The sequence below is a fragment of the Nocardia sp. BMG111209 genome, assembly GCF_000381925.1.
Lineage (GTDB): Bacteria > Actinomycetota > Actinomycetes > Mycobacteriales > Mycobacteriaceae > Nocardia.
Map to the genome: position 1 here is coordinate 4,605,161 of NZ_KB907307.1, position 12,137 is coordinate 4,617,297.

The 12,137-nt window shown below is 70.2% G+C and carries 13 protein-coding genes; 2 read left to right on the top strand and 11 right to left on the bottom strand.

The genetic code is table 11. The features are described 5' to 3' along the window. Positions 1-16: 16 nt before the first annotated feature. Both G361_RS0121385 and G361_RS0121390 read right to left on the bottom strand, forming a co-directional pair. Positions 17-937 (bottom strand): TIGR03619 family F420-dependent LLM class oxidoreductase, encoded by a 921-nt coding sequence (locus G361_RS0121385; RefSeq protein WP_026343321.1) that lies wholly within the window; start codon positions 935-937, stop codon positions 17-19. Then, positions 934-1,743, bottom strand: coding sequence for an enoyl-CoA hydratase/isomerase family protein (locus G361_RS0121390; protein WP_019929155.1), 810 nt, complete (start codon positions 1,741-1,743; stop codon positions 934-936). Before G361_RS0121390 ends, G361_RS0121385 begins: the two co-directional genes overlap by 4 nt. Positions 1,744-1,869: 126 nt before the next feature. On the opposite strand from G361_RS0121390, the gene G361_RS0121395 reads away from it, so the two are divergent. Then, positions 1,870-2,307 carry a nuclear transport factor 2 family protein gene (locus G361_RS0121395; RefSeq protein WP_019929156.1) on the top strand — a complete coding sequence of 146 codons (438 nt, stop codon included), beginning with the start codon at positions 1,870-1,872 and terminating at the stop codon, positions 2,305-2,307. 58 nt (positions 2,308-2,365) lie between these two features. On the opposite strand, the gene G361_RS0121400 is transcribed toward G361_RS0121395, so the two are convergent. After that, the gene (locus G361_RS0121400; RefSeq protein WP_019929157.1) at positions 2,366-2,734 is read right to left on the bottom strand and encodes a hypothetical protein; all 369 of its coding nucleotides are present in this window, start codon (positions 2,732-2,734) and stop codon (positions 2,366-2,368) included. A 278-nt stretch (positions 2,735-3,012) separates the two neighbouring features. Here G361_RS0121400 and G361_RS0121405 point away from each other — a divergent pair, with 278 nt between their 5' ends. Beyond that, entirely contained in the window at positions 3,013-3,843 is an 831-nt protein-coding gene (locus tag G361_RS0121405) for an alpha/beta fold hydrolase (RefSeq protein WP_019929158.1), read from the top strand. A gap of 96 nt (positions 3,844-3,939) precedes the next feature. Here the strand turns inward: G361_RS0121405 and G361_RS51865 are convergent, their stop codons facing one another. From G361_RS51865 to G361_RS0121445, 8 genes are all read right to left on the bottom strand, one after another. Beyond that, positions 3,940-4,797, bottom strand: coding sequence for a nuclear transport factor 2 family protein (locus tag G361_RS51865; RefSeq protein WP_019929159.1), 858 nt, complete (start codon positions 4,795-4,797; stop codon positions 3,940-3,942). Continuing rightward, positions 4,794-4,943, bottom strand: a complete 150-nt coding sequence (locus G361_RS49625; protein ID WP_019929160.1) for a hypothetical protein — start codon at positions 4,941-4,943, stop codon at positions 4,794-4,796. The genes G361_RS51865 and G361_RS49625 overlap by 4 nt, the downstream gene beginning before the upstream one ends. Positions 4,944-5,028: 85 nt before the next feature. Then, positions 5,029-6,045 (bottom strand): ketopantoate reductase family protein, encoded by a 1,017-nt coding sequence (locus tag G361_RS0121420; RefSeq protein WP_019929161.1) that lies wholly within the window; start codon positions 6,043-6,045, stop codon positions 5,029-5,031. 90 nt (positions 6,046-6,135) lie between these two features. Beyond that, complete coding sequence (locus tag G361_RS0121425; protein WP_019929162.1) at positions 6,136-6,879, bottom strand: DUF1684 domain-containing protein; 744 nt, start codon at positions 6,877-6,879, stop codon at positions 6,136-6,138. A 22-nt stretch (positions 6,880-6,901) separates the two neighbouring features. Beyond that, positions 6,902-8,575 carry an ABC transporter ATP-binding protein gene (locus G361_RS0121430; protein ID WP_019929163.1) on the bottom strand — a complete coding sequence of 558 codons (1,674 nt, stop codon included), beginning with the start codon at positions 8,573-8,575 and terminating at the stop codon, positions 6,902-6,904. After that, the gene (locus G361_RS0121435) at positions 8,572-9,489 is read right to left on the bottom strand and encodes an ABC transporter permease (protein ID WP_019929164.1); all 918 of its coding nucleotides are present in this window, start codon (positions 9,487-9,489) and stop codon (positions 8,572-8,574) included. Before G361_RS0121435 ends, G361_RS0121430 begins: the two co-directional genes overlap by 4 nt. Beyond that, entirely contained in the window at positions 9,490-10,452 is a 963-nt protein-coding gene (locus G361_RS0121440; RefSeq protein WP_019929165.1) for an ABC transporter permease, read from the bottom strand. Continuing rightward, positions 10,449-12,137, bottom strand: a complete 1,689-nt coding sequence (locus G361_RS0121445; protein ID WP_019929166.1) for an ABC transporter substrate-binding protein — start codon at positions 12,135-12,137, stop codon at positions 10,449-10,451. Before G361_RS0121445 ends, G361_RS0121440 begins: the two co-directional genes overlap by 4 nt.

Genomic DNA, 12,137 nt, shown 5'->3' on the forward strand with positions numbered 1-12,137 from the left:
GGAACGCGGGCGATCGTCAGGCGACCGCGGGCATGATCTCCTCGGCCACCCACTGGGTGTAGTCGAAGTACTCGTCGAGGTGCCGCACCTCGGGGATCGGGACCGCGCTCATCGTCACGCCCAGTTCGGTGAACCAGCCCAGCCGGTCGATGATCTCCTGTTTGGTCATCCCCGGCCGGGCCCGCGGATCCTCCTGCGCGACATGGCCTTCCCCGACCCGGGTGGTCGCGAAACCGTAGAACACATCGGTGAGCCCGCCGCTGTAGTCCGGCTGCGAGCGGACGTAGTCGAGCCGGGCCGGGATGTCCTCGGGTTTGGTCAGGAACGGCCACCAGCCCGAGGCGTAGCGCGCCGCACGCCGCAGCACCGGCGGGGCGTCACCGCCGAACCAGACCGGCGGATGCGGGCGTTGGATCGGCTTCGGCTCGAACCGGACGTCCCGGAACGAGACGTACTCGCCCTCGAACTCCGGCTCCGCGGCGGTCCACAGTTCGAGGATCGCGCGGATGTATTCCTCACTGCGCGCGCCACGTTCGCCGAAGGGCACGCCGAGCGCCTCGAATTCCTCCGGCAGCCAGCCGACGCCGAAGGTGACGGTGACCCGGCCGCCGGACAGCCAGTCCATACTCGCCAGCGCCTTGGCGGTGACGATCGGATGTTGCAGCGGCAGAATCGCGATGCAGGAGTTGACCCGGATGCGCTCGGTGGCGCCCGCCAGATACGCCATGGCCGGATAGGCGGCGAGGTAGTGCGCACCCGAGCGCTCGACGTGCCCGGACGGGATCACGAAATGCTCCGGGACACTGATCATCTCGTAGCCGAGCCGTTCCGCCCAGCGCGCCAGCCGGGCCTGGTCGGCGCCGGTCACCACCGCCTCCCACGGCCGGCAGTTGGCCGGCAGCCGCAGCAGATGCGGCATCGGGAAGCCGAGTCTCATTGCCGCGCCTTCGGTTCCGTGCCGGGATCACCCGCCACATCGTCGGGCACCCAGTTCGGCGCGCGCTTCTCCATGAACGCGCGCATCCCCTCGCGGGGCTCCGGCGATTCCTCCAGCGCCCAGAACATGGTCTGGTAATCGATGAATCCGTAGCGCTCGTTCAGCATTCGCTTCACGTGCATGCGGGCCATCGGCGGGGTCTGCAGGATCTCGCGGGCGGCGCGGATCGCCTCCTCCCGCAACGTCTCGTGCGGCACCACTCGCGAGATCACGCCCAGCCGAAAGGCTTCCGCGGCGTCGAACTTGCGCGCGGACAGCAGCAGATCGCGCGCGGCCGCGATCCCGACGTGCGCCGGCAGCACCGCCGCGTAGGTGGCATCGGGGATGCCGCGCAACAGTTCCGGCACCCGGAAGGTGGCGCGGTCGCTGGCCACGCAGATATCGGACAGCATGGCGATCAGCAGGCCGCCGGCCTGGCAGATGCCGTTGACCGCCGCGATGATCGGCGCCCGGCTGTCGCGAATGTTGAGGAACGGCAGGATCTCCTGGCCCACATCGGGTACCTCCGCGTCGCCGGGCTGCCGCCGGCCACCGAGGTCACCGCCGGGTGCGAACACGTCGCCGGATCCGGTGATGATCAGCGCCGCGAGATCGGGGTCGCTGTTGACCAGGCGCACCGCCTTCTTGATGCCGAAGTACATCGCCGGGGTCAGGGCGTTGCGGGCCTCGGGCCGGTCGATGACGCACCAGCCGATGGACCCTTCGCGCTCGAACCGGAGGCCGGCGGCGCCGAGATCGTCTCCCATGATGTCTTCCTCTCCCGGTCCCCCACGACGGTGGGCCGACCGGCTGTGCCGTGATTGACGCGCGATGGTTAATGCGCTCTCATTAATACAGTATCGCGTTCTGATTTCAGAGAATCGAGTTTCCATATGCAGCATCTCATCGACCGGCTGGAGATCGCGGAGTTGCTGGCCCGGTACGCGCGAGCCGTCGACACGAAGGATTGGGAGCTGCTGCGGACGGTGTTCACCCCGGACGCCGAGATCGACCTGCCCACCTCGGGCGCGAAGCCTACCGGCTCGCGCGACGATCTGATCGCCTGGTGGGCGGCGAGCCTCGACGACGTGCCGATGACCCAGCACCTGATCACGAATGTGGAGATCGACCTCGACGGCGACCGCGCCGCGGTGCGCGCGCTGTTCTTCAACCCGATGCGACTGCCCGGAAACGAGCAGCTCAGCTACTGCGGCGGCCATTACCACCACGAGGTCGTGCGGACCGCGGACGGCTGGCGGAGCGCGAAGATGGTCGACACGATCGTCTGGTTCGCCAATCGCCCGCCCGCGCCCGCGGCGGCCGGGAACTGACAGCGCACAGCGCCCGGCGTGCGATCGCACGCCGGGCGCTGCCGGTGGATACCGCCTGTCAGCAGGCGTTGTTCATCTTGCCGATGGCGCTGTAGATCGCTCCCGCGCCGTCGGGCCCGGTGGCACTCTCGAGGGCGCTGGCCAGCCCCTCGATATCGGCCGCGGCCTCCGGCGAGCTGACCTGGCCCTCCTTGGCGCGCAGGTTGGCGACATAGTTCGCCATGGTCGCCGCGGCCTGGTCCGGCGGCGCGGACTGCAGCGGCGCCAGCGTGCCGACCACCGAACCGCCGATCTGCTTCAGGACGGCACAGTCACTCGACGGAATATCGGTGTGTACCAGCGGCGCGGCGGCGGCGGTGGTCCAACCGGCGCCGACCGCGGTCGCCGCGGCGAACAACACGGCGATGACAACGGGACGAATCTTCATTGACAGCTCCCCACTACGGGCTGGAATTTGATGAGAAGAGCGGCTGCCGGCGACGCTCGGCCGCGACCCGGGACGCGGATGCGTCCTGTCGCGGTGACCAGTCCACGGCCACAAGAGGTGAGATTCGGATCCCAGCCGCTTGCGCTGACCAGGTGATCTGTGGTCTGGTCGAGCAAGAATACAGTTCGGCAGGAGTGAGAATGTCACTTTCGGAAACGGAGACGACGATTTCGGGACATATCCCTGTCCCGGTCGTCGCCGATGTCGGTGGAACCCCAATGTCGGGACTGCTGGCCCCCGTCGCCACCCCGCGTGCGGTCATCGTCGCATTACACGGCGGCGGCACGACCTCGGCGTATTTCGACTGCCCCGGCCATCCGCGGCTGTCGCTGCTGCGGCTGGCTCCCGCCCTCGGCTACACGGTGCTGGCCCTGGACCGCCCGGGTTACGGCGCCTCGGGCGCGCGGCCGGACGGACTCGCCGATCCGGCCCGGCGGGTCGCCCTGACCTTCGGCGCGATCGAGGCGCACCTGGCCGGGCTGGACCGCGGCGCCGGCATCTTCCTCGCCGCGCATTCGGCCGCCAGCGAACTCGTGCTGCGCCTCGCCGCCGACCCGCGCGGCGCGGAACTGCTGGGTCTCGAGATCGGCGGCGCCGGTCGGGAAATGCGCACGGAGGTACAGGCGGACCTCGACAACCGGGCCGCCGTGGTGGGCGGCCGCCCGCGCGTACCGGCCCATCGGCTGTGGCTGCCGAACCGGCTGTATCCCCCGGACATCCTCGGCGGGAAGCCGATCGGATCGCCGCGGCCGCCGCACGAGACCGATCCGGCGGCCTACTGGTCGAAGGACAGCTACGAGACGCTGGCCGCCGCGGTCCGCGCCCCGGTGCGCCTGACCGCCGGCGAGCACGAGAGTGTCTGGCGCAACGATCCGGAACACCTCGCCGCCACCGCCGCGTTGTTCACGCACTCACCCCGGCGGGTCGTCCACCTGCAGGCCGACGCCGGGCACAATCTCAGCATCGGCCACACCGCCCGCGCCTATCATCTGAGCCTGCTCGCCTTCGTGGCGGAATGCGTTGCGGGAGTGGAACTCCCGGCCGACTGAGGTACGGCCGGACGGCCGGAATCCGCCCGGCCGCACCTCACTCGGCCCGTGGCCGCACCTCACTCGGCCCGTGGCCGTGGCTCACTCGGCCGTGGCTCACTCGGCCGCGGCCGGGGTGAAGTCCATCCGCAGCCGGGTGAGCGCGGAAGACGCTATCCGCCAGCCGTTTCCGTCGTTGCGGTAGGTCTCGTGGTAGTGGCCGTAGCCGGTCAGCTGGGAACCGTCGGCCCAGCGGACCAGATCGGCCATCGCCCACACCCCGGTGGCGGTCGTGGCCGAGGTCAGCTCGATCTCGGGGGTGTGCCCGTGGTGCACGGTGACCGCCTCGGCCAGGCCGGTCCGCAGGAAGGCGAGGAATTCGTCCGCGCCCTCGATGCGCGGACCGCCGGAGCCGGTGGTGTCGATCACCAGGTCGTCGGTGAAGACCGCGCGGAATTCGTCCCAGTCCTTGGTGTCCAGGGTGCGGAAGTAGCGGCCCTTCAGGGCCCGGATCGCCTCGATGTCGGACGCCGGACCGCCGCCGCGGCCCTCGTTGCCGATGGTGTGCAGCAGGATCATGGTGTAGCGGCGACGGGCGATCCGCCAGCCGTCGGCGGTCTCGACCAGTTCGTCGTCGAACCAGCCGACGGCGTGACTGGCCCGGCTGCCGTCCGGGGTCGTCACGACCGCGTCCACATAACAGCGCGCGGTGACGCCGGATTCGCCGATCGTGACGTCGCAGTTGGTGATTCGGTGTACCGACGGGCCGCAGTGCGAATGCACCAGCGCCCAGCGATCGGTGAAGCTGTCCAGATCGTGGAAGACGCCGATCTCGCCGTAGTCGGCGGTGCAGTCGTCGGTGAAGCAGGTGCGGAACAGGTCCCAGTCGCGGCGGTCCACGCCGGTGGCGTAGCGGACCAGGACGTCGGTGACGTCCGCGCGGATCCCGCGTTCCGATTCCTCGACGGTCGTCATCGTGCTCCCTGTCGTCGCATGGTGCCGCCGGTCTGCCGCAGGGTCGCGGCGGCGGCCTCGGTACGGGGCAGTGCGGCCGGCCGCCGGGCGTATTCCGCACCCGTACCGTCGGAGGCGCCCGCCACCGGCGAGCCCGACCTGCACATATGGCATTCTTTGCTTCGAGAATGAAATTCTCAACAAAGTTAAGCGCACACCGCCACCGCGGCGCAAGCGTTTGCGCGGGTCCGATCAGCTCCCGGCGATCCGCTCCAGGAGCAGGTCCAGGCCCGGCTGTTCCAGACCGCCACCGTGGCGGGCCGCCCGGCCGAGCAGTTGCTGCAGGCGTGCGTTGAGCGGCGCATCGGTACCGTGCAGGCGGGCCAGCAGCGCGATCTCGCCGTTCAGATAGTCGGCCTCGTGACCACCCGCGCCCCGGGCGAAGCTCTGCCAGGTGGACTGCCGGTGGCGCCGGACCCCGGAAGCCTCGCTGAAACTCTCCTGATCCGGGTCCAGAACCAGATCCTCGGTCTCGTGATGCGCGATTCCGGCGGCGGCCAGTACCCGTCGCGCCTCGGCCACCAGCGCGTCGCCGACGGCCTGTTTCGCGGACCGGTCACCGGCCAGGACCTCGACGCCGTTGCGGACGCTGTGCAGGATCTTGGCCGCCTTGTACGCGCGGATATCGGCAACCGGTGCCATCCCGAAGTTCGCCGCGCGCAGATCGGCGACAACCGTCTTCAGCGTCTGCTCCCCGGTGGCCGGATCACCGGCGGCGACCCCCGCGATCGCGGCGCCGATCGCCGGATATCCGCCGACGCGCACCTCACCGACGCGGACGTACTGCGCGGAGATCATGAAGACCGCACCGATCACGGTCTCGAACCAGCGGGCCGCGGCCCGCTCGGCGTCCAGCCCGTTCTGGACGGTGACGATCGGCACCAGTTCGGCGGCCGTACCCAGCACGCCGCCCTGCCGATCGACGACGTCGCGCCAGGCCAGTTCGGCGGCGGCCCCGGCCACGTCCTGCGTCTTCACCGCGAGCACGAGGATGTCGCCGAGCCGCAGCCCGAGGTCGTCGCCGATCGCCGCGACCGGCAGCCGCACCTGCCGCTCACCCGCGTGCGTGTGATACGACAATGGTTGCGCGGCAAGCTGTTCCAGCGTCGCACCGCGTGCGATCAGCAGCACCTCGTGGCCCCGGTCCGCCAGCTCGACGGCCAGGCAGGCGCCGACGGCACCGGCGCCCACGATCACGTATCGCGTCACCGCACACCTCCTCCGGTGCCCGTGGGCACCACCGGGTACGGCCGCACGCCGTACCGATCATCGCTATCGACAGGTTGTTCCGGCCGCAGGTCAGCGCACCCGGCGCAGCCGGGCCTCACCCGCGCGGACCGGCAGGTCGAGACGGTTCTCGGCCGGGGGCAGCGGGCACAGATAGTGGTCGGTGAAGGTGCAGGGCGGCAGGTAGGCGCGGTTGAAGTCCGCGACCACGCGGCCCTCGGCATCGGGCGCCGGGATCGTCAGGAAGCGGAAGTTCTGGGTCTCGCCGCCGACGGTGGTGTCGGAGAAGGTGATCTGCAACGTCCCGTCCGCCGCGGCGGCGGCCTCGAACACGTGCTCCACGCCGGCGATCGGCAGGTGCACGCGCACGCCGGTGTTGTCGCTGACGAAACCGTCGACGTGTTCCAGTTTCAGTGCGTGCGTGGCGTTTTCGGCGATCTCCGCGGTGCCGGTGAGCACCCAGGCCGGATCGGGTCCGAAGGATTCGATGCGTTCGAGGGTGGTGCGGGTCGGCGCGGCGGGATCGAAGATCCGCAGCGCGAGCCGGCCGGCGCGGGCCAGTGCCACCAGCACCCGCTCGCCCAGCTCGTAGCGGTCGCCCGGCGACAGGTCGACGTGCAGGCCCGCGGCGGTGCCGAGGATCCGGCCGTCGACGGCGGACCAGCTGCCGGGCAGGCCGTCGATCGGCTCGGGGGTGGCGTCGAGCCAGTGGGTGCCGGTCAGGGCGGCGATACCGTGGTCGGCGGTGGCCTGTGCGGTGCGCCGGTGGTGCCAGTCCTCCAGGTCGGCGAGCCAGGTGTCGGTGGTGGCGGTCACGGGATTCCTTTCGATGCGGTGATCAGTGGACGGCGCGGCGGCCGGGGACGGCGGCCAGCAACCGGCGGGTGTAGTCGTCGGCGGGGTCGCGGAAAACGGCGGCGGCCGAACCGGATTCGACCACCCGGCCGTTGCGCAGGACCGACACGGTGTGAGCGATCCGGGCGACGACGGCGAGGTCGTGCGAGACGAACAGGTAGGTGAGGCCGAGATTTTCCTGGAGGCCGGTGAGCAGGGTCAGGATCTGGTCCTGCACCGAGACGTCCAGGGCCGAAACCGGCTCGTCGAGCAGGACGAGTTCGGGTTCCAGGGCCAGCGCGCGGGCGATGGCGACCCGCTGGCGCTGGCCGCCGGACAGCTCGGCAGGCAGTCGGTCCCCGAATGCCCGCGGCAGGGCGACCTGGTCCAGCAGGTCGTCCGCGCGGGCGCGGCGATCGGCGCGGGTACCCACCCGGAACGACACCAGCGGCTCGATGATGCTGTCCCGCACCGAGAATCGCGGATCGAGGGCGGCGTACGGATTCTGCTGCACCAGCTGGAAGCGCCGCCGCAGCGGGCGCAGCGAACGCCACGACCGGCCGGTGAGTTCGGTGCCGTCGAACCGCACCGATCCGGCGGTCGGCGCCGTCAGGCCCATCGCGATGCGCAGCGCGGTCGACTTGCCGGAGCCGGATTCGCCGACGATCGCATGAGTGCGGCCGCGCTCGACCCGCACCGAGAAGTCCTCCAGGGCAATCACATTCGGAATCCCGCGCGGCGTGTGGAACTCCTTGCGGATGCCGCGCAGTTCCAGGACCGGATCGGCGGGCCCGTCGGGATCCGCGGTCCGGTAGCGCGGTTCGAGCACGCCGCCGTGCGCCAGCGCGGGCGACGCGGCGATCAGTCGGCGGGTGTAGGGATCGCGGTCGGCGCTGTCCACGAGAATGTCGGCGGGCGTACCGGTTTCGACGATACGGCCGTCGCGCAGCACGATCACCCGGTCGGCGCGGTCCGCGGCCACCGCGAGATCGTGCGTGATGATCAGCAGCGCGGTGCCGCTGTCGCGTACCAGTGATTCCAGATGGTCGAGGATGCGGGCCTGCACGGTGACGTCCAGGGCGCTGGTCGGCTCGTCGGCGATGATCAGATCCGGCGCGCCGGCCAGTGCGATCGCGATCAGCACCCGCTGCCGCTGGCCGCCGGACAGTTCGTGCGGATAGCGGTGCAGCCGATGCTCCGGATCGTCGAATCCGGCGCGGCGCAACAACTCCCGCACCTCGGCGGCGACCGCCGGGCCGCGCACGCCGCGCAGCCGGACCGCCTCGGCGACCTGCTGCCCGATCCGCTGGGTGGGGTTGAGGCCCACCATCGGATCCTGCGGCACCAGGCCGACGGTGGAACCGCGCAGCCCGCGCAGCACCCGCTCGGACGCGCCGACCACGTCGGTGCCGCGTACGGCGATCGACCCCGCGGTGATGCGCGCGCTGTCCGGCAGCAGGCCGATGATCGCGTGCGCGATGGTCGACTTGCCGGAGCCGGATTCGCCGACCAGGGCCACGATCTCGCCGGGCCGCACCCGCAGGGTGACGTCGCGGACGGCGGGCACGATACCGCCGCCGCGCAGATATCCGGCCGCCAGGCCGGTGATGTCCACGACCGGCTCGGCCTCGGATCCGGTTGCCGCCGTGCGGGTTCCGTCGGTGACGGTCGCGGTCATCGCCGCACCTCCGGCAACGATTTGGCGATGTGGTTGAGCGCCAGCACCGTCAGCACCACGACCGTGCCGGGCACCAGTGACACCCAGGGCGCGGTGATCAGGAAATTGCGGCCGCCCGCGACCAGCGACCCCCACTCCGCCCGCGGCGGGGCCGCACCGAAGCCCAGAAAGCTCAGTGCCGCAACGTAGATGATGGTGGTGCCGAAATCGAGGACGGCCAGCGACAACACCGGACCCCACGAGTTCGGCAGCACGTGCCGCAGCAGCACCCGCGGCCAGGACGCGCCGCCGGCGCGCGCCGCCTCGACATACGGCAGCGTCTTCACCCGGAGCACCTCGGCGCGGGTGGTGCGGGCGAAGGCCGGCACACTCGCCACCCCCACCGCGATCGCGACCGGGACGGTGCCGAAGCCCAGCGCGGTCACGATGGCCAGCGCGAACAACAGGCCGGGAATCGCCAACTGCACGTCCACGATCCGCATGATCACGGTGTCCACCCAGCGGCCGAAGAATCCGGACAACAGGCCCAGCACCAGGCCCGTGATCAGCGCGATACCCACCGCGATCAGCGCGGCCTTGACGGTCAGCTCGGAACCGTAGAGGGTGCGCGTCCACAGATCGCGGCCGACGTCGTCGGTCCCGAACGGATGCGCCGCACTCGGTGGCCGCAGCCGCTGCGCGGGTGCGGTCGCGTACGGGTCCCGCGCGGTGAACACCCGCGGCGCGAAGGCCGACACGACCACGAACAGCACCAGCAGGACCGCCGCCACGAATCCGGGCCGGCGGGCCACCCGGCGCACCCCGGGTGGGAGGATCCGTCGCCGTGCCGGTCCGGCCCGGTCCGGTTCGGCCGGCCGGTCGGCACCGTGCCGGGGCAGTACGGGTGCGGCGGCGGCCATGAGATCGGTTGCCATTCAGCTCACCTCGGTCCTCGCGATGTGGGTGATGCGCGGATCCAGCAGCGGGTAGAGCAGATCCACGATCAGATTCACCAGCACGAAACCGCCCGCGGCGATCACGACGATGGCCTGCACCACCGGAACGTCCTTGGTCAGCACCGCGTCCTGCGCCAGCCGGCCGAGCCCGTTGCGGTTGAACACGTTCTCCACCACGATCGAGCTGGTCACCGTAACGCCCACCAGCAGACCGAGAATGGTCAGCGCGGGCAGCGCCGCGTTGCGGAACGCGTGCCGCAACTGCACCGCGCCGCGGGACAGGCCCTTCGCCCGCGCGGTCACGATGTACTGCTCGGTCAGCGTCTGCTCGAAACTGCGGCCCAGCACCTGGGCCAGCTGCGCCGCCGTCGGCAGCGCCATCGTGATCACCGGCAGCACCAGGTATTTCCAGCCGCCGCTGCCCGAGGACGGCAGCCAGCCCAGATCGAACGAGAAGTACTGGATCAGCACCAGCCCGACCAGGAAGCCCGGGATCGCGACCCCCAGCGCGGGCACGCGGTCCAGCAGCAGGTGCAGCCAGCGGATCCGGACGAAGGCGGCCAGATACGCGAGCCCGGTGCCCAGTACGACCGCGAGCAGGCCGGCGAAGGCGCTGAGCACCAGGGTGCCGCCGATGCGCGCACCGATCAGATGTCCCACCGGCACGCCCTTGGCGATCGAGAGACCGAAGTTCCCGTGCAGGGCGCCGGTCAGCAGCGTCCAATACTGTTCCAGCACCGGCCGATCCAGGCCGTACTTCGCCTTCGCCGCGGAAAGCTGTTGCGGGGTGAGAGAATCCGGTTCAATACCGGCGGCCCCGAGCTGGATCGAGACCGGATCGCTCGGCAGCAGATAGAGCACCACGAAGGTGACCGTGAACGCCGCCCACAACACCACGACCGCCTGCGCCACCCGGCCCGCGATGTAGCGGAGCAGAATCACGGCTGGATCCAGACGTCGTTGAGCGTCAGGAAGCTCTCGGAGGTGAAGCGGAATCCGTTGACCTTGTTGCGGAATCCGGCGTACTGCACCCGTTCGAACAGCGGCAGTCCGACCCCGCTGTCGATCAGCCGGCTCTGCAGATCGGCGTAGCTCTGCTTGCGGCGGTTCTCGTCGGTGGCCTGCCCGGCCGAGTTCAGCAGATCCCGGATCTGCACGGCGGTGTCCGGCTTCTGCAACGCGCGGGCCATCGCCTTCGAGTTGGCCAGCTGCTCGTTCAGGATGAATTGCAGCGCACCGGGATCGGCGCGGGTGAAGTAGTTCTCGATCAGGTCGTACTGGCCGTTGGTGACGACGGCGGTGCGCTCGGCCGCGGTCACGATCTTCTGCTGCACCTCGATGCCGACCTTGCGCAACTGATCCTGGAACAGGTCGGCGCCGGCGCCGTGCGTGGTCAGCACCAACTGCACCGACAGCCGCTTGCCGTCCTTGCTGCGGTACTGGTCGCCCGGGGCCAGTTTCCAGCCGGCCGCGTCGAGGATCCGCGCCGCGGCATTCGGATCGTAGGCCAGCTTGGCCGCCTGGCTGCTGAAATACGGTGTGGTGCTGTCGAAGTCGCCTGCGACCACCGGGTAGTCGGGGCCGTAGACGGCCGAGGCGTAGGTTTTCAGGTCGACCGCGTGGTACAGCGCCTGCCGCACCTGATCGTCGGCGAGCGGATGTCCGTCGGAGACGTTGGGCCACAACGTGTACGACACTCCCGGCAGCGGGCGCGACTTCAGGTACGCACCCGAGGCGGTGATCAGGGTGCGGTCCTCCACGCTGAACGGGTTGCGCGGCCAGGCGATATCGATCTGGCCGCTGACCAGGTTGCCGGTGCGGACGCTGTCCTCCGCGACGTAGCTGACCTGGATCTTGTCCAGGTAGGCCTCGCCGGTGTTCTTGCTCAGCGGCGAACCCCAGTGATAGCCGGCGCGGCGGCTGAGCGTGACGCTCTGCTCCGGCACGTACTTGTCCAGGGTGAACAGACCGGAGCCGACGACATCGCCCTTGCAGCGCTGCGCGGGGGTCTTCCGGAACGACGCCGGGGACAGCAGCGCCAGATTGGTGGTCGACGTCGCTTGCAGGAACGAGGCATTGGGCTGCGTGAAGTGGAAGCGCACGGTGCTCGGGTCGACGACCGTGGTGCTGTCCAGGCCCACGATGTAGCTGGCGCCGAACGCGGTTCCGCCCGAGGTGCGCACCAGATCCTGGAAGGCGTCGAAATTCGTCTTCACCGCCGCGGCGTCCAACGGGGCGCCGTCGGCGAAGGTGACGCCGTCGCGCAGGTGGAAGGTGTAGTCCAGGCCGTCCGGGCCGATCTCCCACTTCGTGGCCAGCCACGGCACGATCTCGCCGGTGTCGGGGTTCTGATCGGTCAGCGAATCCGCGAAATTGCGGATCAGCGAACGATGTTCGATCCAATAGGTCTGGAACGGATCGATGCACAGGAATGCGGTGTTGTCCGGCCAGAAGGCGATATTCAGCGTGCCGCCGCGGACCGGGTCCTTACCCTCGCCGCTGGGCCCGCTGGCCTGGCCACCGCCGCTGCCGCACGCGGCGGCCAGCAGGGTCAGCGCGGCGGCGGCCGCGGCCGCGGCTCGTCGTCCGATCCGCCGGCGGCGGGCGGTACGGGTGGTGATGTTCAT